Consider the following 21,232-nt stretch of genomic DNA (forward strand, 5'->3'; position numbering starts at 1 on the left):
GCCATCTCTCTAATTGAGATGGCTGTTTTAACTAAGCGGCAATACTGCCTTTTGCTTTCCGTTTTATAATTAATTCGACTTCTTTAAACGATACAAATTTATTTTGCTCTTCATCATATAGCTTATAACGCAATGATTCTAAACTAGTTCGTAAAGTAATCGTTGTCGCCGTGTGTAATGGCGGTGTTTCATTATGAGCCTTTTCAAGATTATAGTTAGGTACACGAGGAGCCAAGTGATGGACATGATGGAAACCGATATTCCCAGTAACCCATTGTAAAATTTTCGGCAATTTATAATATGAGCTACCTTCTACTGCTGCTTTCACATAATCCCACTCTGAATCATGTTCAAAGTAAGAATCTTCATATGTGTGCTGAATATAAAATAACCAAATTCCTAAAGCACCTGCAATAAATAGTGTCACACCTTGGACTAATAAAAATGCTTGCCAGCCCATAAAGAAGATTAAAGCGGCACAAACTCCGACAATGACAATATTCGTTAACATTGTGTTGGTACGTTCCTTTTTCTTTGCATCCTTACGATTAAAACGATTTAAAACAAGTACCATATATAAAGGTCCTAAACCAAACATTACAAATGGGTTACGATAGAAGCGATACCATAATCGTTGACCCTTTGAGGCTTGCATATATTCTTCCACAGTCATCATATCAATGTCACCAATACCACGCTTGTCTAAGTTTGAGCTTGTTGCATGGTGAATTGTATGCTCACGCTTCCATTTTTCATATGGGAATGACGTTAACACTCCAGTAAAAAATCCAACCCAGTCGTTTGCCTTTTTACTTTTGAAAAATGACCCGTGTGTACAATCATGAAAGATAATAAAAGTTCTTACGACAAAACCAGCTGAAATAACGCTTAAACCAGCTGTTAGCCAAGGTGAAACATCCACTAACAAGTAACCTGCCACCCACAAAGCAATTAACGGTACAATGGTATTGATCATTTGAAAAACACTTTTACGCATATCTGATTTAGCAAAAGGCGCTACATCTTGGCGTAATTTTTTTGTTTTTTCTTTAATTGTTGCCATCTTTTACTCCCTCGTTTCCTTTTCCTTATGACCTCATCATAAAACAAGAGTATAAGTCAGCAACAGACGCAAACATCACAAAAAGGATATGACATTTGTCATATCCTTTTATGAATTGGGTCCAGTCAGCTGCAGTTGGTAGAACACAAGATCTAACCATTGTTCAAATTTATAGCCTGCATTTTTAATGGTTCCTGCATATTCAAAGCCTAGTTTCTTATGTGCTTTAATACTACCAATATTCTCTCCATCTATACCAGCAACCAATGTCTTTACCCCTTGTTCCTTCGCTTTTTCTATTAGCTTAAGCATAAGACTCGTTGCAATACCTTTTTGATAGTGATCCTTATGTACATAAACGGAGTGCTCCATTGTATATTTATAACCCGGATAAGGACGGAATTGACTATAAGTTGCAAAGCCAGCGACCATCCCATTATCGTCATATACAAACAACGGATTTCCTAATGCTTGCTGGTCGCTAAACCATTTCTTTTTTTCATCTAAAGATTGAATTTCATATCGATAGACTGCTTTGCTCGTTAAAATAATATCATTATAAATTTCTAACACCTCAGGTATATCTTTTTCTTCCATCGATCGAATCATTTTCCTCACGTCCTTCCGAAATTATCCTTCCCTTCAATAGCAAGAAAAGAAGATATAAATAAGCAATCCATCCACTATCTATATCCTCATATTTTACGCCTTATACATTGAAGTATCGAGCATCAGGATGAGCAAAAACAATCGCCGATACAGAGGCTTCTGGCTCCATCATAAAGCCTTCCGTTAAATGAACACCAATATCCTCAGGCTTTAGTAAGCCAAACAATTTTTCTTGATCCTCTAAGTTTGGGCATGCTGGATAACCAAAAGAAAAACGTTGTCCCTGGTACTTAGCCGCAAAACGATCGCGCATCGTAAAGTCTGTCACGTCTGGGAAACCCCATTGATCACGAATTTCTTGATGCATGCGCTCAGCAAAGCCCTCTGCTAATTCTAATGCCGTCGACTGCAAGGCATGACTTTCAAGGAATTTACCATCTTCTTTTAGTTGCCGAGCTTTTGCCATAACTCCTTGCCCTGCTGTCACTACCATAAGTGCAACATAATCCATTTCTCCACTTTCTACTGTTCTTAAGAAATCAGCCAGGCATAAAAAAGGTACGACCTGCTGACGCGGGAAAGTAAAACGTTCAATTTCTGTTTTGTTATCTGCAGGATCATAAATAATTACATCATCTCCATCTGCTTGGGCAGGGAAGAATTGATATAAACCTGAAGGCTTTAATAAATCACTTTTTAAATAATCATCCACTAAATCTTTAAGCTCAGTTGCTCTTGGATCGCCAGCATCTAGTAAAGGTTGAACTTGCCCTTTTAACCCCAGATGGTGCCCAAGCAATGTCCGCATATTCACATATGGATATAAATGTGAAACAGCATATTCCTTCTTTACATGACGACGCAAATCTGCCGGTAAAAATACGGGTGCTTCCTTTACTGTACGGGCAGGTTTTATTGTAATCTCTTTGACAGGACGAGCTGCTCGTTTTTCATCTGCCTCTAAACGTTTTTGGCGAGATTCCGCTATTTCTGCTAAGAAATTTTCACGTGTGCCTTCACCCATTAATAAATTGGCCTGCTCTAATCCTTGCATCGCATCCTTTGCGTAAATAACAGGACCACCATATTCATCAGCAATTTTTGTTTCTGTAAAACGGCGGGAAAGTGCAGCTCCACCTACTAAAATTGGCACATCAATTCCTGCCTCTTTGAAATCTTGGGCAGTAGTGACCATTTGCTGTGCTGATTTAACTAATAGACCCGATAATCCAATGAAATCTGGCTTTTCCTTGCGAATAGCTTCTATTAATTGAGCAGGTGTCACCTTAATACCTAAGTCTACAACCTTATAGCCATTGTTACTTAAAATAATATCAACAAGGTTTTTTCCAATATCGTGCACATCACCTTTTACAGTAGCAAGCACCATTTTCCCCTTGCCTGCACTCTCCTCGTTCTTTTCCATGTACTGCTCTAAATGGGCAACAGCAGCCTTCATCACTCCAGCAGATTGTAAAACCTCTGCTACGATCAATTGGTTATCATTAAACAAACGACCAACCTCAGCCATCCCATTCATTAAAGGTCCATTTATAATATCAAGAGGTGACTCAAATAGTTCTCGCGCAGCCTCTAAATCAGCAATAAGACCTTCTTTGGTCCCCTCCAATATATAGTAGGCTAAGCGACCTTCTACAGTTTTCGGAATATCCGCTTCAGTCTTTTCCTTCTTTTTATCACGATAAAAATCAGTAAATACGGCTAATGTTTCATCATTAGTATTAAATAACAAATCATTGGCTAGTTTAATTTCCGCTTCTGGGATCGATGCATACCGTTCTAGCTTTTCAGTATTGACGATGGCATAATCTAAACCAGCCTGTGTACAATGATAAAGGTATACAGCATTGAGAACCTCACGTCCAACCGGTGGTAAGCCAAACGAAATATTACTAACTCCAAGCACCGTCAATGTACGGGGCATTTTTTCTTTAATGAGACGAATTCCTTCAATTGTTTCAAGTGCTGAGCCAATATATTGCTCATCCCCCGTTCCTACTGGGAACATTAATGGGTCAAAAATGATATCTTCAGGTTGCATTCCCCATTTTTCTGTTAGTAATTGATAGGAACGTTCGGCTATTTCAAGCTTCCGATGACGATCGACTGCCATCCCTGTTTCATCGATTGTTCCCACAACTAACGAGGCACCGTACTTTTTCACTAATGGCAATACGGCATCAAACCGTTCTTCGCCATCTTCTAAGTTAATAGAGTTAATGATGGCCTTCCCTTGCGAAAACTTGAGGGCCTCTTCAATAACCTTTTCGTCTGTGGAATCAATAACAAGTGGAACCTTAACTTTTTTCACAACCTCCTGCATAAAGCCACGGATATCTGCTAATTCATCACGATCTGGGTTCGCCAAGCAAATATCTATGACATGTGCGCCATTTTTCACTTGCGCCCTTGCAATCTCAGCTGCTTCCTCAAATTTCCCATCAATAATTAGGTTTTTGAATTTACGAGAACCAATAACATTTGTTCTTTCCCCAATAAATAGCGGGCGCATAGAATCATCGTATAAAAGTGGCTCGATACCTGATACAGCGTGACCATGCGTTTTTTCTGGTAGCTGACGAGGCTTTTCATCTTTTAAAATTTCACGTAGAGCCGCAATATGTGCTGGAGTTGTACCACAGCAACCACCCACAATATTGAGCCAACCCTTTTCTGCAAATCCTTTTAATTTTTGCGATAAAGATTCTGGAGACTCATGATAACATCCTTCTTCATCTGGCAAGCCTGCATTCGGATAACAGCTAATATACCCCGTTGACAGCTCTGCTAATGAGCGAATATGATCCGTCATAAATTCAGGTCCCGTCGCACAGTTTAAGCCCACCGATAATGGTTGAATATGCTCGATGGAAATATAAAAGGCATCAATGGTTTGCCCTGCAAGAGTAGTCCCCATAGGCTCAATAGTTCCAGAAATCATCACAGGTAACTCTTTACCGGTTACCTCGAAAGCACGTGTTACTCCAAGGGTACCTGCTTTCACATTTAACATATCCTGACTTGTCTCTAGCAATAGCACATCTGCCCCAGCTTCAATCAATGCTTTTGCCTGCACAAAGAAATTTTCTTCTAATTCATCAAATGTAATACCACCTGTTACTGACAACGTCTTCGTTGTTGGGCCCATTGCGCCTGCAACGAAGCGGGGCCAATCGGAAGTCGTGTAATTGTCAACTGCTTGACGAGCAATTTCGACTGCACGTTTATTAATTTCTTCTGCTTTTGCACCTAGATCATATTCATTTAATACAAGAGGTGTTCCACCAAATGTATTTGTACAAATAATATCTGCCCCTGCCTCTAAGTACTTATGATGAATTTTCTCAATGATATCTGGTCTAGTAAGTACTAGATTTTCATTACAGCCATCTAGATCCTCCCCACCAAAATCATCTGCTGATAAGTTTTCATTTTGCAGCATGGTTCCCATTGCGCCATCGAGAATTAATATTCGTTTATCAAGTTGTTCTTCTATCAAGTGCTTAGCCATTTATACTTACCCCTTTTTTCTGTTCATCCAATTGCTCTATATATTTCATTAATTCTAATGTCACATCGTAGCGTAAAAATGGTGTAATAAGGTAAATGCCATTGAAATATTGCGCGGCCACCTCTACTAATTCCTTGGCAATTGCAATGCCCTCAAGTGTGGCGCGTCCCTTATCTTCACCACATGCTTTCATCCTTGATAAAGCATCTTCAGATAATTTTATGCCTGGCACCTCATGATGTAAAAACTCTGCACTTTTATAACTCGTAACAGGCATAATGCCAATATAAATCGGTGCTTGTAAATGCTTCGTTGCTTCATATATTTCTATAATTTTTTCCTTTGTATAAACAGGCTGTGAAATGAAATAGTCTGCCCCATGCTCAATCTTTTTTTCTAAGCGTGCCACAGCACGATCTAAAACACGAACATTTGGGTTAAATGCAGCAGCCACAGAGAAGTTAGCCTTTTTCCGAAGTGGTTTCCCTGAGAAAGAGACTCCTTCATTTAATTGTTTAATTAATTGGATAAGCTCCATCGAGGAGACATCATAGACACTAGTGGCACCAGGAAAATCTCCAACCTTCGTTGGGTCTCCTGTAACAGCTAGCACATCATGAATACCTAAGGCATTTAACCCCATTAAATGTGATTGCAGACCAATTAAATTACGATCTCGACAGGTAATATGTGTAAGGGGGCGTACGCCATTAGTACTTTTCAATAAAGCCCCCATTGCAATGTTGCTAATACGTGGGGATGCCAATGAATTGTCTGCCATCATAACTACATCGGCACCTGCCTCATATAGTTGCTTGGCCCCTTCCAGAAATCCATCTATTTCTAAGTGTCTAGGTGTATCCAACTCTACGATGACCGAGCGTTCACGCTTTACTTTTTCATGAAGTGGTTCATATTTAGCTGGCTCGGCATCACGAACAATCTCAATCTTTGCAGGCTTCGCATGCTTTTCACTAACTGGTGATAGCTCTTCTAAATACTTCTTTGCGGCTGCAATATGCTTTGGTGTCGTACCACAACAGCCCCCAATTAAACGAACACCCTGATCACGGAGCTCAACAGCAGCGCGACCAAAATAATCAGCCTCCGACTCATAAACAACACGCCCGTCCTCTAAATCTAATAGCGAAGCATTTGGATAGGCTGACATAAATGCCTTTTTCGGAAGTTCTACCCCCTCAAACGCTTGAATCGTATGATATGGACCAAGACGACAATTGACACCAACAATATCTGCACCAAGAGTCTCTAATTCATGTAGCGCATTGTTTAAAGACATACCATTTTGTAAAACACCAGGCTCATGCATAGATACTTGAGCAATTATCGGTATATTAGTTTTGGCGCGTAGCATGTTTAATGTCGCTGTTAATTCTTCAAAATCATAATAAGTTTCGAGTAAAAGACCATCAGGATTTCCTGCAAGTAACACACTTGCCTGCTCATCAACGGTCGCTAATATGTCATCTAATGTTGCATCGCTTTTACGAATGCCACGAATACCACCAATCGTTCCTAAAACAAATTGACCGCCATCCGCTGCTGCTCGCTTGGCAATAGTAATAGCTGCTTCATTAAATTGTTGGACACTTGATTCTAGTCCATAGCGAGCTAATTTAATGGCATTGGCACCGTACGTATTCGTTTGAATAATATCAGCACCCGCTGCGATATATTCTCTATGAATCTTTTCAATTAATTCAGGTCTCTGAACATTCATTTCCTCATGACAATACTCCAATCCATAGCCATACAACACTGTGCCTATTGCACCGTCTGCCGTCAATACATGCGTTTTTAACCTTTCAAGCAATCCCATAAAACTAGCCTCTCTTCCTCTATTTCTGTATAATAAAAAGCCTTCTTTTATATAAAAAGAAGGCTTTAACGACTCATCATTATTGTTCCTTCTCATCTTCGACTCAACGGTCTTCTGGATTTAGCACCTGACAAAAAGTTGGTTGCTGAAGCTTCAATGGGCCAGTCCCTCTGCTTCTCTTGATAAGAATTATTAAGTATGAATTTTTTAAATAATTAAAAGAATCATATCGTTTACAGACGAATGAGTCAAGACTATTTCACATAACAAAGAAATTTTTCGTTTAAAAACTTAGAAATTGGATAGTTCCTCGGCAAGCTCTTCACCAATTTTTTTCCCATTTTGAATGCAAGCACCAATACCTACTCCAAAATACGAGCAACCCGCTATCGATAAATTCGGATAGTTTTCATTCAGCTCTAGTAGTAAGCCTTGCAGCGCTTCCCGGTGAGCTAAGTCATATTTAGGCATTTGATCAATCCACTTTGTGACATTCACAACAGTTGGCTTTTCATCAATTCCTAGGCTTTTGCGAACATCTTCTAATGCGACGGCTGCCAATTCGTCGTCAGTCATTTTACGTAACTGCTCATACGCCGGATTAATACTCTTATAGAATAGGCGAACAAGTAGCTGATTGTTTTTCGATGTATGCTTCCACTTGCGGCTCGTCCAAGTTGCTGCATTACAAGTGACATCAGAATTATGCGATACAATATAGCCTGTTCCATCCGCAGGTAAGTTTGCATCAGGCACATCAAAGCCTAGATAAATAGTAATGGCTGAAGCTGTAGTAAACTGATCAAAATAATGTGTTAAGGAGTCGTCCTGTAATATACTTTGAACCGCTTCATTCGGTAGCGCTAGAACAACATAATCCGCCTCAATGTTTTGACCATTTGCTAATGAAATCAAATACTGGTTCCCCATTTTTTGGACATGATTTGTGGCTACCCCTTTAATGATATCTACCTCTGTTAATGTCTGTTCTAATCGCTCAATTAAAGAGGATAATCCATTTTGAAATGAAATAAATTTTTTATTAGCAGCTTTAACAAATTGCTCACGATTCGCATCAAAACCTTTTATGATACTTCCATAGTCATTTTTATAGTCAATTAAATAAGGTAAAGTAGAGGCAATAGAAAGTTGATGTAAATCACCAGAATAGACACCTGCTAAAACAGGTGCAATTTGATTTTCCACAAGCTCTTCGCCAAGATAATAAGTTAAAAATTCCCCTATCGAGCTTTCTTTTGTAAAATCTGCATTGGGTAAAGTTAAATCTTTTAAAGCTTCTTGTTTGGCCTGATCAGAGATAAGAGTACTTTCCTCAAGTGAAGCCACACTCATAGGTATACCGAAAGTAGAATCCGCTGGAATGGCGTGCAGCTCGTTATTTGTATAAATATAGGATACACCTGTTTCGTTGTAAACGAGATGATCTTCAAAGTCTAGCTCCTGCACTAGCTCCATTACACCTTTATGGCGAGCTACGATAGAGTCAGCACCAGTTTCCATAATAAAACCTTGTTCATAGGCTGAATATAGTTTGCCACCTAAATATGTATTTTTTTCTACGAGCACTAGCTGAACATCTAAATTTTTTTCCTTCACTTGGCGTTGTAGATAATGCATTGTGCATAAACCAGTAATACCGCCACCTAATACAACAACTGTTTTCATAGTCAACCGCCCCTATTTTTAGTTCTGTCTACAGTATAAACTTATTTTCATTGAAAATTACGTTAAACCCTTTACAAATTTAGCAAAAATAGAGCTATCTCAACTGTGAGATAACTCTAGCTCCAAGAATTATGCTTACTAAACACACATTATAATGAGTACTATAGTGTTTAATATAGCTACTAGTGATCTAGCTTTTTAAATTTTGAGCAAAGCTAGCTAATTTTTCTGCTGAGTTCGTTACTTCAGTAAAAGAACTACCCAGCCCACTTAATATACCTGCGATTGCTTGTATTTTCGTCGCCATGCAATCATTTTGATCTTTTGCTTCTGTCATTGCCCCTACTATATTTGTAAATTGTCCTTCTGTGTGTAACATATTATCCTCACCAGATGCCACTTCATCTTGGATATGAATGAGAGATTGCTCTAATTTCCCAGTGCGTTCACTCGTTTTTTGCAACAATAATGCAACAGCGGTGACAGATTCCTTTGTTTGAATGGATAATTTACGTACTTCATCAGCTACTACACTAAACCCCTTCCCTGCTTCTCCGGCACGGGCTGCTTCAATAGCGGCATTTAAGGCCAATAAATTGGTCTGATTGGCAATATTGGTAACGACACTCATAATCGTTTCCATTTCCTTCGACATATCAGACAATTGTTCAATATTTTCTTCTATATCATGAAGAGATTGAATAATATTATGCATATTTAATGATTGTTTCTTTAAACATTCACGTCCATCCAGTGCTTGGTTTTCAGCCAGAGTAGACACCTCTAGCGATCTCTTTGCCAATTGTTCAATATCCCCAGACTGCTCGCTTAGTCTGCAAAACGAATTATTGGTTTCCTGTGAAATGGTCGCAAGCAATTCAGAGGATTGTACAATTTGTCGTTCAATTGCTTCTTTTTCTTGTTCCATGTTTTCTTTATGCTGTTCAACTGTATTTTCATATGCCTCTAAAACAAGCTGCTGCTCGAAGTTACAAATTTTAGAAATGGCCCTTATTGTATTAAACTGATCTTGTGGATGATCAATATGCTGTTCAACCAAGTCTATAAATGAGAGAGATAAATCTTGGAACGCGCAAATATACCATTGTGTTCTAAGCCCAATATGTACGTGCACCTTTGCAATTTTCACACGCCTTTGGTAAAAATCCTCATCAATCGTTCCGTTAAACATTTCAATAATATGCTGTCGTAATGTTATTTTAAGCTTTTCTACAGAACTATGATGACTAATAATATTTACCAAATGTTGTTCGGTACCGATCATATTGTAAAAACGGTTTACGATGTGATCAACATTGTCCATAACATACGGCTGGAATGCTTTTAAATATTGTAAGTCTCGCTTCGTTACATTTAGCATTTCAATTTGCTTCACCATTAATTGGCGATTAGACAGCTCCATTTTCACCGTATATTGCTGTAAATCCAACGCCTTCGTCTTACTCTGTTTTTGAAAAATCACTTATCTTCCCTCTTTCGTTCCGTTTACTTTATCAGGCTGAGAAACAACAAATACCTTTTAGCATATTGATTGATACAACAAAAAATACCGATTCATAAGCTGACCCTATTACTATGATCCCATTTGCCTCAGCTATTTCATTTGTCACACTGCTTCCTCCAAAAGCAGCCACACATTGTTCTATCATGAAAAAAGGTGAATTGCACTCAACTAACAGATTTTCTCTATACATTGACTACAGTCGATTTATTTATGTATGTTTCATTTCAAAATTACTCATTTACCTTAAACATTTTAAAAATTACTGTCAATTTTATTTATACCATAATTTTACATAATATGTATATAAAGTCCTTACTGCTCCATTGTCTGAATTTCATCAAAAAAAAGCTACCACAATATTATTGGTAGCCTTTTGTTTCATTTGTTTGTTTGATTATGCTTATTTTTTTTATCTTTTTTCTATTTTTCAATCGTTCATCATTAAATTTCACTATATTAATATTTTATACCCTTATTCTAAATAATTATAAATACTCATAAATAAACCCTCATGCAATACAAAAGGATTATTAAGTTAGACCATATAAATAATCTTAATGAACCATGAAATTTTAATATAAAATTTACAATTCCTTAAGTTCTTCTACTAATTTTGCGGCTTCTTCTATGCCAGCATCTGCAGCAAGTCCATACCACTTAATAGCCTCCTTCAGATTTCTGGCGACTCCCTCACCTTTATTATATATATGACCTAGCTGTAGCTTTGCATCTGCATCCCCTTGCAGAGCAGCCTGTTTAAACCAATGAATGCCCTTTTCAATATTTCGAATGCCTGTTAAGCCTTTACTCCAAATAAAACCTAAATCATAAAAGGCATCGATATGAAATTGCTCTGCTGCTCTTTCATACCAAAATAAACCTCGATTTATATCTTTTGCTTGATCAAGACGCCCCTCTAAATAGATACCGCCTAGATGATACTGTGCTTCCACATATCCAGTTTCGGCAGACTTTTTATACGAATTAAAAGCTGCATTCGTATCTTTTTTAACTCCTAACCCTTGCTCATACATAATTCCTAGCGTAAACATAGCCTCCGCCACATTTTTACTAGCTGCAAAATCAAACCATTTTTTTGCTAGAGTAAAATCCTGCGGCACACCCTCTCCATTAAAGTACATATCCGCTAAATTATTGGCAGCATCGGCATGCCCCTGTAAAGCAGCCTCTTCATATAAAGAAAAAGCCTGAGTGTAATTCTCCTCAACACCGACTCCCTCAAAATAAAAATTCCCAAGCACATATTGCGCATCTGCATTTCCTTGGGCTGAGGCTAATTCGAACCATTTTAATGATTTTTCAGGTTGAAAACAATTTCCCTCCTTAGCATTGTAATATTCCCCTAGCTGATATTGTGCATCCGTGTCCTGATCCTCAACCGCCTCTTTATATAAATCAATCATTACCTCATGATCTAAGTCTTCTTCATCTAAAACCTTGACTTGATTATCCTGATGGCAGAAATACCATTCAACTACATCAAGTACATCATCTACCACTTCTATTCTGCTTGTTAACCTTTCGAGGGATGAAATTTGCCAAATGAGTATATAGATTGGCTGTGGAATAGCATCACGCAACACATCATCATACTCAGCTAACAGCGTTAATACATTGTCCTGCACAGATTGTGTTTGATCTGAATGGACAATTTGCAAATGTCGCTGTTGCTGATCTTTTAATAACCCTCGCACTATTTGATACAGTATTTTTTGCAAGGCTGTTAAGTTAACTTCAGTGAATGTTAGTAATTTTATATGTTGAGCAAACCATGTATTTTTCGTTTGTATGACTTCTTGTAGGGAATGAATGCGTTCCTTATTGCGCTTAGCTAAAATTTGCTCGTACATTGTTTTCCTCCCTTGCACATTATGTAAAAAACTGCCTTGCCACTATTATATGGAAGACAGTTGAATTTTGGTTACACATATGCTCGCAACAGTAAGCCTATAAATAGCGTAATGATTAAAAAAACTGTAATATGAGCCCATTTATTCATTTCTAATAAGCCTATAAATTCTCTTGTAAATGCATTAGGAACATAGTAGAAGGCTGTTTTTGAGCCAACCCCTTCTGCATCTAGTTTTGCTTTTTTTGCATAGAGACTTGCGCGAAATACGTGAAAATTATTTGTGACAAATATGGAACGGTATTTTTCGCCTTGAGCATGTTGATCCATTATGTTTTTCGTAAAAATCATATTTTCTTCTGTATTGGTCGACTGATCTTCCATTAGAACTTTATTCGCAGGAATATCATGGACATCTAATAAATAGGTTTTCATAGCCCTGGCCTCTGATACTTTTTCATCAGTCCCTTGACCACCTGAGACAATGATAAACGGTCTTTCCCCGTACTTTTTGTATTGCTTTACCGCTTCATTTAAACGACTTGCTAAAAGTGGTGGAACTCTATCGCCAATTAATCCTGATCCTAGGGCTATTATATAATTTGGTTCATAGCGTATAGGTGTGAAATGATACAATACAGCGTATGCTAGAACACTCGTGTATAAAAACATTGTATAGCCAAAAATTATAAACGCATAGAAGAAAAGAATATGCCAAAGCACATTTTCGATCTGAATAAAAATGACAAATACATACCATATCATCATAATAACAAAACTAAGCCCCAAAATAGCTAACATTAAATTCCGTACTTTACGTCCTTCCTTTTCTAACAAAACCTTACTATTGAAAAACATGGCTATAGATAAAATAAACATGATACTAGGAAAGCTTCCTAGCATAATAAAAATCCCCATTTCTGAAATGATTCCCTGATCATTTGGCAGTAATAAAGGATAGTGTATAATGAACGCTCTGATTATATATACCCCTATCAAGCCGAGAGCTACCGCGTTGAGGAAACGCCTTTTTTCTGTCAGATACAGCAATAAAAATATGGAGATGAAGGTTATTAATGTGACTAGCATCGTTTCACCCCTTTCTATTGTATAATTTTCACAAATACTTCTTCTGTCACTATTTGTTCAAATTTTTTGATATTACTCATTTCTAGAAGGTATTGGTTTTATTTTTTAATAAAGTTCATGTAATATTACTATATAAGAACTAGTTTATGACCAAACCAAAAATTATATTGGAGGAATGTAAGTAATGAAAAAAATTCTTGCCGCTCTATTTGCAGCGACACTAATATTTTCCACAGTTGGTGCAACATTATTCATCTCTGACACACCAACAGCAGAGGCTAAATCCTATAAATCAGGTAAAAAAGGCTTCTCAAACAATAACAATAGCTCAAATATCCAGAAATCTCAGGACACTTCTAAAGATCAAAAAAATGCCACAACAAATAAAAACAACACAAACTCAACAAATAAAGCTGATACAACTAAAAAAGGTGGTTTCTTCTCAGGTGGCCTTATGAAAGGATTAATGCTTGGGGGGCTTGCAGGTTTATTATTCGGTAGCTTATTTAGCGGTATGGGGTTACTTGGAAATATTCTAGGATTGCTTATTAATGTAGCTGCAATTGCTGTTATTGTGATGCTAGTCGTAAAAATTATGAATATGTTTAAAGATAAAAAACGCAAAGAGGAAGCCCAATGGCACAAATAATAAACGAGCAAGATATTATTAACGCTATTTGTTTATCTCAAGCGTATTATAAGAGCATTCGCCCAGAGGATGTTATCGTCGAATTGACATACGATGATGACACAGGCTTCGGTGCGGAGGTTGAAGTAAATGGTCAAATCGAAATACTCAATACAGGAGCCATGATTGGTGCCTTGCGTGTTTGGATAAAAGATGTTCTACATGGTGATCCTTTTTCAACAGGCATTGAACTTGTTTTAGACGATGAAGAAGGCATTATAGCAAAGCTTTCATAAAATATAGCCGTACAATGAATCTTTCATCAGATTCATTGTACGGCTATTCTACTTTTTCAAATGTTTCTTAACTGCAACCTCTTCCTCCTCATTTAAGGAAAAGTCTACAATAGAGCGGCCAAGCGTGAGCAACATAATAAACATTACACCCGTACCTACAATCAGATAGATCATTGTAAAAATCTTGGAGAACGAGGTTGTTGGGTATAGCCCCGTTTCTACGCCTGTTGGAATCAAGCTGACTACAGCAAAATACATAGCATCCAGCCAATACCAACCCTCTGTCCCCTTGTAAAACAAAGTACCCGATAGAATGATGAGGAATAGTGTCGTAAATAATGATAGAAACTGTGGTCGTTTAAATGACCGCCACAATCCTTTAACTAATCTTTTGGCAGATAAAATAAATGAAAACATCCTCATTTCCCTCTCTTTTTTACTATATTCAGTTTAGTAAGACTATACTTTGTTTATAGACATAACGTCAAAAGGTAGAGATGTTGTTTCACCCCTACCTTTATTTTTTATTGACTAAATAATTGTTTCAGATTCACCATCATTTTAGCTGCCTGCCCTCTTGTAGTTGAAGCTGCCGGTGAGTACTTCTGTCCATCTCCCGACACAATTCCTAGCTCAAATAACATCGTAATGGCATATTTTGTCTCTGCATTATAAGATGCAATATCTGTAAATGGTACACTTCCTTGGACAATATAAGGCTGTTTAAATTGTTGCTCATAGGCACGCTCCATCATCACTGCTAATTCAGCGCGTGTTACAGGTTTTGCAGGGTTAAACTTCCCATCGGCTCCCTTAATAATGCCATGTGCATACGCTGCCGCAATTTCTGACTGTGTTTTCGCATCATAATTAGCGATATCTGTAAATGGTGCTTTTTCCTGCGTTGTTATTCCCAAACTTCTCACTAATATAGAGGCTACTTGTGCGCGTGTCACATTTTGATTAGGTTTAAATGTGCCTTCTGGATAGCCATTCATCATCCCTGCTTCTGCTGCTTGCTGAATATACTCTTTTGCCCAATGATTGGCTGTATCTGTAAAACGAATTGTTTCTCCTGTAGTGAAAGTCGCTGTTGGATTTTGAACGCTTTCATTACCAGCAGCATCAATTGCTTTTACTGTAATTGTGTAGGCTGTGTGCTCAGTCAAATCTGTAAGTGTCGTCTTGGTTGTATCAGCAGGTACTGTTGAAGTTAATTTGTCATTTACATATACTTTGTATTTTTCAACACCAACATTATCCGTCGCTTCTTGCCAATTTACATCCACCGTTTTACGATCTTTTACATGGACTTGAATAGCTTTCGTTACATCCCATAAGGTACTAGTTTTTATGATTGGTAAAAACGCCTCATTTGCTACTGCAAAATAACCAGCTTCACTTAAATGAATATTTTCTGGGTTAGGAAGATAGGTTGGAACATCCTTTGCCACAACATCAGATGTAGGTACAAAAAACGCCCCAGCCTTTTCAACTGTCGTTTTAATGGTTGTATTCATTGTAGCCAATAATATTTTAAATTGGTTTTGTAAGCTCTCACTATAATATGGAAACGAATTGTAATAGCCCATCACATAAATTTCTGCTTGTGGATTTAATTTTTTTATTTCAGTTAAAATTGCTGCAATATTAGTTACAGCCTCTTTTGTAGCCTTTATGATGGCTAGCGTATCAATTCCGGCTGTCTGTGATTCTTTTAATATTGGCAGTAAGTCATTAGCGCCAACAGTTAACGTGATAATCTCTGCCTCTTTAATAGATGCTTTTAATTTAACCTGTTCCATCGGATAGCCAAAACCAGTCACTGTTTTGACAACATCATTTTGAATATCTGCTAACACATTTTTGGTTGTATAGCCTGACATCGCAAAGCCCTTATTATAAGAAGTAATAAAGCCCTCTTGTTGTAAAGCTTGTGCAACAAAATCTGTGTAGCCTAATCCGATTGCACCGACCTCATTCATCCCATGTGCAATTGAATCGCCTAGAGCTACATAATCTGCCTGAGTAGTCCAACTTGGTGCTATGTAATCTTCTGTTTCTTCAGCATTCGCAGCGACAGGTATTGTTAACTGTAATGCAAGCATGCTTGTGGCTAAAAAACGGAATTTCTTTGAAAGTTTCATACATTCTCTCCCTACCTAAAAATAGTAATTGTTTTAACTATTTTACTAGAAGGGAGTTAAAAATAGGTTAAAAAACCAATAATCTTTTTAAATCATTTTGCTATTCAATGTGAATCTTCCCATAAATTCCACCACCACCTACTTCAATATTTAAATGACCTGTTCTCGCAGCATCTATTAATTTGGCCAGTTTTTGTGGCACAATTTGTTCAAGCTGTTCAATGGTTACTCGATGTAAAATATTCATCTCTGTTCCAAAAGCATGCAGTAATCGTTCCATCATTTTTGGTCCAATACCAGGGATAAAATCGAGCGGTACTTGATGGATATACGGTGGTCTATTTTTTTCGTGGGAAAAATCCTCTGATAATTCCTGAATACGTGAAGCAACACCCTTTATGATTTGCGTACTTCCACAGTTCGAACAAATTATAGCTTCGTTACTAAGTTGTTCTCCGCACTTACCACAAACTGTTTGATGATATTTTCCAAGTAATGGATTTAAGCCATAATTGGCGATGATAGCTCGTCCCTGTTGTTCACGAAGAGCCATTTGTAGCTCTACAAAATTTGCGTCTGCCAATCGTAATTTTTGATACTCTCGTGCGAGTTTTCCAAGAGAATGTGCGTCAGAATTACTTACGAATGGATATGCTTGAAGCTCTTTAATATGACGTACCATATTTGTGTCAGAGCTTAACCCTAATTCAATTGCATCTATTAGCTGGGGATCAAAGACTTCGCTTAGACTGTGATGAACACCTTTGCCATATAAACTTTTAAAGGGAGTAAATACATGAGCAGGAATAAATAGCCCTCCCAACTCATGGACTTTTTGTTGCAATGTTCTTCCATCACAGTAAATTCGTTGTGAGCTTAAATGAATATTTTTCATATGCTGAGACATCCAATTTGAAAATTGCTCCATGAGCAATAATGTAGGAAAGTAAGCAAGCACATGAATGGGACCATGGCAATATTGATCATAGATTTCTATTTCTGAACCTGGAATCAGTGTCGTTTCTTGAAAACGCAGTCCACCCTCTGCCAGTTCCACGAGTTCACCTTGGTTAATCATCTCTTTCATTTCCTCTATAACCTCAGGCGAATGACAATCAATAATACCAATGATGTCTAGTCCTTTTCTTGCACTAGCAGTCTCTAATATGCGCGCTAATGTCAACGTTTTACTACCAGTAATTTTCACAGCACGTCCTTTAGCTGTACGGCCAATATGAATATGTAAATCGGCATAGAACTCCTTCATGTTCATTCACTCCTTATACGCAACTTAAAATAAAAATACCTTACATGACTGCAAGGCATTTCACATTTATTATGATGGATGATTATTGGTTGTGCTATTATTTTCCTCATAGGCCCCAGAGTTATTTGGTGGCATAGACGATGAATCATAGGCAACTAATGTGACACCCATTTTTTTCTCTAGTTCATTAATTTTCGCAAGTTGCTGTGAATCTAATTGTGCAAATTTAATGTTTTCCATTGTCATCAATCCTTTCAAACATAAAGTTCCCTGAAATTAAAACAACTATACTTACCGAAAAATGACTGACTATCAGTCATTTTTCGTTGACATTCATTTTTCTCTCCTGTAACATACTAATAAGTAAGGCAAAAGTGAGGGATATCATGTCAAAGGAAGAAAAAATTATTCAAGCAGCCATTGAAGTATTTCGAGAAAAAGGTATTGAAAAAACAAAGGTTTCAGATATCGTAAAGGCAGCTGGAATTGCACAAGGAACATTTTATCTTTATTTCCCATCGCGTCTTTCGGTTATGCCCGCTATTGCCAAAAATATGGTAGAGCGCATTATGGCTACTGTCGAAGATGGTGTTTCAGATCATAAACCCTTTGAACAGCAGCTTGAAGAAGTGGTGGAGATGATTTTCTTAATTACGAAAGAATATGGAGATATCGTCGCACTTATTTATGCGGGTATTGCACAAACTGAGCATTTGAAAGAGTGGGAAAACATCTATTCACCCTACTATGCTTGGATGAGTCATTTTTTATTAACGGCTCAGCAACAAGGAATCATTCGAGATTCCATTAATACATCGCGATCAGCCAAGCTTATCATTGGTCTAATCGAATCTGCTGCCGAACAAATTTATTTGTTTGACGATAGCAAGGATGAAACCATGCAGCAGCTTAAGCTTGAGCTTCTAGACTTTTTATATCATGCACTTGGCCTACGTCACGCATAAGTGGCGTTCTCTTTTATTCTAGAAATGACTGAATGTCAGTCATAATATTCTACTACGGAAGGAATTTATTTATGCAAAAAGAATGGATGTATGTTGGACTAACAAGTTTATTTGAATTGTTTTGGATATTCGGTTTTAATGTAGCAAATGCATGGTGGCATTGGATCATTATTGTATCTATTATCGCTGTTGATTTTCACTTCTTATCGAAGGCTTGTGAAAAACTCCCTACGGGTACTGTCTATGCAATTTTCGCTGGAGCAGGTGCAATCGGTACGACATTAATGGATATTTTTATTTTCAATGGTGATTTTAATGCAATTAAAGGGATATTCATGGTTATTTTAGTATTGGGCGTTATTGGCCTAAAATTGGCGGATAATCCATCGAAGGATTCTAGTACGACAAAAGGAGTGGATGCATAATGGGCTGGGTATTCGTTATATTAGCAGCAGTGGCGGAAATAGTCGGTGTCATTGGTTTACGCTTTTATAGTCAACATAAAACCGTACGAAATTTATTATTATACGTCGGAGGCTTTGGTTTATCCTTTGCACTTTTATATGCCTCCTTCAACTATCTACAACTAAGCATCGCCTATGTTGTTTGGGTTGGTATTGGAACTGTAGGTGCCGTGCTGGTCAATATTATGTTCTTTGGGGAATCTAAAAACCTTGCACGAATCATCAGCATTATTGCGATTATCATTGGTGTTGCAGGTTTAAAAGCGGTATCTTAATAGTAGATGACAAAGGGCGCCCTCTTACATGAAGGGACGCCCTTTTTATTAGATGGTGTTGAATGATCGTAGCAAACTAAATAGGGTTGCCCCCTCTTGCGAATTGTTCAGGGACATATGTAAGATACGGCTTACCCGTCAGTGCATGTGTTTGAATATCAGCAAATACGCCAAATACTTCTCGCAACAATGATGGTGTAAGTACTTCTTCTGGTGTACCATGGCAAACAATGCGTCCGCGCTGTAAAACATAAATTTGGTCACAGTACATAGCGGCGATATTCAAGTCATGGAGAGCGGCTACTACTGTTAGATGCAAAGTTTGAATTAAGTCCATCAGTTGAAGTTGATGTTGAATATCTAAATGATTTGTTGGTTCATCTAATATAAGTACCTGTGCTTGCTGAGCGAGTGCTCTTGCCACCATAACACGCTTCTTCTCCCCACCGGAAAGTGAGCTAAAGCTTCTTTTCGCTAGGTGCAATATGCCCGTTTGCTTCAAAGCATCTTTTACAATTTGAAAATCTTGCTCTTGATCAAGCTCTAATAGCTTTTTATGTGGAGTCCTTCCCATACTGACTAAATCATGAACAGTAAAGTCAAATAATACGGGTGTTTCTTGACTAACAACGGCTAAATTTTTTGCAATGGCTTTACTAGATTGCTTTAAAATATCTTGTTCATTTAACAAGACTGTCCCACTTTCAGGCTTTAGGAGACGATACATATTTTTAAGCAATGTCGACTTCCCACTACCATTGGGGCCAATTAATCCGACAAATTGCTTTTCCTTTATTTTTACACTTACCTCATGAAGTATTCGCTGATCGTAAATGGAGAATGATACTTGTTTTGCTTCTAATGTCATGGAAGTTAATCTCCTTCACCGAAAGAATAATTATTACGACGGAGTAACCAAATGAAAAACGGCCCCCCACAAAAGGCTGTAATAATACCGATTGGCATTTCCTGTGGAGCAATAATAATTCGAGCTAATGCATCAGCCCAAACTAAGAAAATCCCTCCCAATAAAGCACTGACCGGTATTACATATTTATAGTTAGAACCGACAATTAATCGTACTATATGCGGAATGATTAATCCCACAAATCCGATAGAACCGCTCACTGCTACAAGTACCCCCGTTAAAAGTGAGACAAGTAAAATGAGCTGTATGCGAAATTGTTGAAGATTCACCCCTAACGTTACCGCCGCCTCTTCCCCAAGTAAAAGCAAATTTAAATTTCGATAGAATAGCCATAAAAGCCCGAACACAATGAAAAAGATGGAGGAGGGAATAATAATATTATTCCATTTTGCTCCAGCTAAGCTGCCTAACATCCAAAACATAACGGACTTTAAAGCTCCCTCTTGCTTCGACATCATTAATATAAAATTAGAAATGGCCGTTAATATAAAGGAAACCGCCATCCCTGCCAATAGCAAGCGAAAAATCGAGACACGGCCACCTACGCGCGATAAGAAAAACACTAACCCAATTGCGAGCAAAGACCCTATAAAGGCTGATACAGAAAGTGCGTAGATACCTAAAAATGAAAAAGCTCCTAAAATAATTACTGAAGTTGCTCCAACTGCTGCTCCTGAAGAAATTCCTAAAATATATGGGTCTGCAATGGAATTTCGTACAAGTGCTTGAATCGCTGCCCCTGCAATGGCTAAACCCGCTCCTACAATAGCGGCAAGGATGACACGGGGGACTCTTATTTGCCAAATAATGATTTCCTGTGAGCGACTCCAATCTTGCTCTATTGAGTGTTGTATAAAGGGTAATTTCGAAAGAATTACTTTCCATACATATAATGGCGTCACCGAAACAGATCCAACCATTACAGCAAGTGTCATGGATACGATTAATATTAAAAGAAGCACTAAAGAAAATAACATAAATTTTTTATTCATTCATTAAACTCCTACTAAGATGATGAATGAAGCAATTAAATATACGTTCGCATAAT

The 21,232-nt window shown here is 37.7% G+C and carries 19 protein-coding genes and 1 riboswitch; of the genes, 5 read left to right on the plus strand and 14 right to left on the minus strand.

Features of this window, described 5'->3' with window-relative positions; all coding sequences use genetic code 11:
• Positions 1–31: 31 nt before the first annotated feature.
• The 8 genes from desA to AC07YC_RS20055 all read right to left on the minus strand — a co-directional run bounded on the left by desA (position 32) and on the right by AC07YC_RS20055 (position 13,214).
• Entirely contained in the window at positions 32–1,063 is a 1,032-nt protein-coding gene (gene desA, locus AC07YC_RS20020; RefSeq protein ID WP_336637259.1) for a Delta(5) desaturase DesA, read from the minus strand.
• Between the two features lie 108 nt (positions 1,064–1,171).
• The gene (locus AC07YC_RS20025) at positions 1,172–1,672 is read right to left on the minus strand and encodes a GNAT family N-acetyltransferase (RefSeq protein ID WP_336637258.1); all 501 of its coding nucleotides are present in this window, start codon (positions 1,670–1,672) and stop codon (positions 1,172–1,174) included.
• Between the two features lie 100 nt (positions 1,673–1,772).
• Positions 1,773–5,204 carry a methionine synthase gene (gene metH / locus AC07YC_RS20030; RefSeq protein ID WP_494920247.1) on the minus strand — a complete coding sequence of 1,144 codons (3,432 nt, stop codon included), beginning with the start codon at positions 5,202–5,204 and terminating at the stop codon, positions 1,773–1,775.
• A complete protein-coding gene (locus AC07YC_RS20035; protein ID WP_494920248.1) occupies positions 5,197–7,044 on the minus strand; it encodes a bifunctional homocysteine S-methyltransferase/methylenetetrahydrofolate reductase in 1,848 nt (615 codons plus the stop codon). The genes metH and AC07YC_RS20035 overlap by 8 nt, the downstream gene beginning before the upstream one ends.
• An 89-nt stretch (positions 7,045–7,133) precedes the next feature.
• Positions 7,134–7,233, minus strand: a riboswitch (SAM riboswitch).
• A 102-nt stretch (positions 7,234–7,335) separates the two neighbouring features.
• Positions 7,336–8,730: a protoporphyrinogen oxidase gene (locus tag AC07YC_RS20040; RefSeq protein WP_494920249.1), complete on the minus strand. Its 1,395-nt coding sequence runs from the start codon at positions 8,728–8,730 to the stop codon at positions 7,336–7,338.
• 190 nt (positions 8,731–8,920) lie between these two features.
• Positions 8,921–10,213 (minus strand): protoglobin domain-containing protein, encoded by a 1,293-nt coding sequence (locus AC07YC_RS20045; RefSeq protein ID WP_494920250.1) that lies wholly within the window; start codon positions 10,211–10,213, stop codon positions 8,921–8,923.
• Positions 10,214–10,839: 626 nt separating this feature from the next.
• Positions 10,840–12,126 carry an SEL1-like repeat protein gene (locus AC07YC_RS20050; RefSeq protein WP_494920251.1) on the minus strand — a complete coding sequence of 429 codons (1,287 nt, stop codon included), beginning with the start codon at positions 12,124–12,126 and terminating at the stop codon, positions 10,840–10,842.
• A 71-nt stretch (positions 12,127–12,197) separates the two neighbouring features.
• Positions 12,198–13,214 carry a YdcF family protein gene (locus AC07YC_RS20055; RefSeq protein ID WP_494920252.1) on the minus strand — a complete coding sequence of 339 codons (1,017 nt, stop codon included), beginning with the start codon at positions 13,212–13,214 and terminating at the stop codon, positions 12,198–12,200.
• A gap of 184 nt (positions 13,215–13,398) precedes the next feature.
• Here AC07YC_RS20055 and AC07YC_RS20060 point away from each other — a divergent pair, with 184 nt between their 5' ends.
• Together AC07YC_RS20060 and AC07YC_RS20065 are read left to right on the plus strand one after the other, a co-directional pair.
• Positions 13,399–13,863: a hypothetical protein gene (locus AC07YC_RS20060; protein WP_008176901.1), complete on the plus strand. Its 465-nt coding sequence runs from the start codon at positions 13,399–13,401 to the stop codon at positions 13,861–13,863.
• Positions 13,851–14,138, plus strand: coding sequence for a DUF2653 family protein (locus AC07YC_RS20065; RefSeq protein WP_008176904.1), 288 nt, complete (start codon positions 13,851–13,853; stop codon positions 14,136–14,138). Before AC07YC_RS20060 ends, AC07YC_RS20065 begins: the two co-directional genes overlap by 13 nt.
• Positions 14,139–14,186: 48 nt before the next feature.
• Here AC07YC_RS20065 and AC07YC_RS20070 read toward each other — a convergent pair whose 3' ends face one another.
• From AC07YC_RS20070 to AC07YC_RS20085, 4 genes are all read right to left on the minus strand, one after another.
• Positions 14,187–14,555: an ion channel gene (locus AC07YC_RS20070; RefSeq protein WP_174804750.1), complete on the minus strand. Its 369-nt coding sequence runs from the start codon at positions 14,553–14,555 to the stop codon at positions 14,187–14,189.
• A 107-nt stretch (positions 14,556–14,662) separates the two neighbouring features.
• Positions 14,663–16,285 carry an S-layer homology domain-containing protein gene (locus AC07YC_RS20075; RefSeq protein ID WP_494920253.1) on the minus strand — a complete coding sequence of 541 codons (1,623 nt, stop codon included), beginning with the start codon at positions 16,283–16,285 and terminating at the stop codon, positions 14,663–14,665.
• A 100-nt stretch (positions 16,286–16,385) separates the two neighbouring features.
• Positions 16,386–17,552, minus strand: coding sequence for an endonuclease Q family protein (locus AC07YC_RS20080; protein WP_494920254.1), 1,167 nt, complete (start codon positions 17,550–17,552; stop codon positions 16,386–16,388).
• Between the two features lie 69 nt (positions 17,553–17,621).
• Positions 17,622–17,792 carry a hypothetical protein gene (locus tag AC07YC_RS20085; RefSeq protein ID WP_480206515.1) on the minus strand — a complete coding sequence of 57 codons (171 nt, stop codon included), beginning with the start codon at positions 17,790–17,792 and terminating at the stop codon, positions 17,622–17,624.
• Between the two features lie 143 nt (positions 17,793–17,935).
• Here AC07YC_RS20085 and AC07YC_RS20090 point away from each other — a divergent pair, with 143 nt between their 5' ends.
• The 3 genes from AC07YC_RS20090 to AC07YC_RS20100 all read left to right on the plus strand — a co-directional run bounded on the left by AC07YC_RS20090 (position 17,936) and on the right by AC07YC_RS20100 (position 19,256).
• The gene (locus AC07YC_RS20090) at positions 17,936–18,517 is read left to right on the plus strand and encodes a TetR/AcrR family transcriptional regulator (protein ID WP_494920279.1); all 582 of its coding nucleotides are present in this window, start codon (positions 17,936–17,938) and stop codon (positions 18,515–18,517) included.
• 71 nt (positions 18,518–18,588) lie between these two features.
• The gene (locus AC07YC_RS20095) at positions 18,589–18,942 is read left to right on the plus strand and encodes a DMT family transporter (protein ID WP_249661582.1); all 354 of its coding nucleotides are present in this window, start codon (positions 18,589–18,591) and stop codon (positions 18,940–18,942) included.
• Entirely contained in the window at positions 18,942–19,256 is a 315-nt protein-coding gene (locus AC07YC_RS20100; protein WP_008176924.1) for a DMT family transporter, read from the plus strand. The genes AC07YC_RS20095 and AC07YC_RS20100 overlap by 1 nt, the downstream gene beginning before the upstream one ends.
• A 76-nt stretch (positions 19,257–19,332) precedes the next feature.
• Here AC07YC_RS20100 and AC07YC_RS20105 read toward each other — a convergent pair whose 3' ends face one another.
• Both AC07YC_RS20105 and AC07YC_RS20110 read right to left on the minus strand, forming a co-directional pair.
• Positions 19,333–20,124: an ABC transporter ATP-binding protein gene (locus tag AC07YC_RS20105; protein ID WP_494920255.1), complete on the minus strand. Its 792-nt coding sequence runs from the start codon at positions 20,122–20,124 to the stop codon at positions 19,333–19,335.
• 5 nt (positions 20,125–20,129) lie between these two features.
• Positions 20,130–21,176 carry a FecCD family ABC transporter permease gene (locus tag AC07YC_RS20110; RefSeq protein WP_494920256.1) on the minus strand — a complete coding sequence of 349 codons (1,047 nt, stop codon included), beginning with the start codon at positions 21,174–21,176 and terminating at the stop codon, positions 20,130–20,132.
• Positions 21,177–21,232: the final 56 nt, after the last annotated feature.

The sequence above is a fragment of the Lysinibacillus sp. GW247-5R2A genome (assembly GCF_059424475.1).

Bases quoted from the DNA above. Each gene is read 5' to 3' on its own strand.
- metH (WP_494920247.1), bottom strand. From the start codon at position 5,204: ATGGCTAAGCACTTGATAGAAGAACAACTTGATAAACGAATATTAATT.
- AC07YC_RS20040 (WP_494920249.1), bottom strand. From the start codon at position 8,730: ATGAAAACAGTTGTTGTATTAGGTGGCGGTATTACTGGTTTATGCACA.
- AC07YC_RS20080 (WP_494920254.1), bottom strand. From the start codon at position 17,552: ATGAAGGAGTTCTATGCCGATTTACATATTCATATTGGCCGTACAGCT.
- desA (WP_336637259.1), bottom strand. From the start codon at position 1,063: ATGGCAACAATTAAAGAAAAAACAAAAAAATTACGCCAAGATGTAGCG.
- AC07YC_RS20055 (WP_494920252.1), bottom strand. From the start codon at position 13,214: ATGCTAGTCACATTAATAACCTTCATCTCCATATTTTTATTGCTGTAT.
- AC07YC_RS20095 (WP_249661582.1), top strand. From the start codon at position 18,589: ATGCAAAAAGAATGGATGTATGTTGGACTAACAAGTTTATTTGAATTG.
- AC07YC_RS20105 (WP_494920255.1), bottom strand. From the start codon at position 20,124: ATGACATTAGAAGCAAAACAAGTATCATTCTCCATTTACGATCAGCGA.
- AC07YC_RS20065 (WP_008176904.1), top strand. From the start codon at position 13,851: ATGGCACAAATAATAAACGAGCAAGATATTATTAACGCTATTTGTTTA.
- AC07YC_RS20050 (WP_494920251.1), bottom strand. From the start codon at position 12,126: ATGTACGAGCAAATTTTAGCTAAGCGCAATAAGGAACGCATTCATTCC.
- AC07YC_RS20025 (WP_336637258.1), bottom strand. From the start codon at position 1,672: ATGATTCGATCGATGGAAGAAAAAGATATACCTGAGGTGTTAGAAATT.
- AC07YC_RS20100 (WP_008176924.1), top strand. From the start codon at position 18,942: ATGGGCTGGGTATTCGTTATATTAGCAGCAGTGGCGGAAATAGTCGGT.
- AC07YC_RS20070 (WP_174804750.1), bottom strand. From the start codon at position 14,555: ATGTTTTCATTTATTTTATCTGCCAAAAGATTAGTTAAAGGATTGTGG.
- AC07YC_RS20075 (WP_494920253.1), bottom strand. From the start codon at position 16,285: ATGAAACTTTCAAAGAAATTCCGTTTTTTAGCCACAAGCATGCTTGCA.
- AC07YC_RS20035 (WP_494920248.1), bottom strand. From the start codon at position 7,044: ATGGGATTGCTTGAAAGGTTAAAAACGCATGTATTGACGGCAGACGGT.
- AC07YC_RS20060 (WP_008176901.1), top strand. From the start codon at position 13,399: ATGAAAAAAATTCTTGCCGCTCTATTTGCAGCGACACTAATATTTTCC.
- AC07YC_RS20085 (WP_480206515.1), bottom strand. From the start codon at position 17,792: ATGGAAAACATTAAATTTGCACAATTAGATTCACAGCAACTTGCGAAA.
- AC07YC_RS20110 (WP_494920256.1), bottom strand. From the start codon at position 21,176: ATGAATAAAAAATTTATGTTATTTTCTTTAGTGCTTCTTTTAATATTA.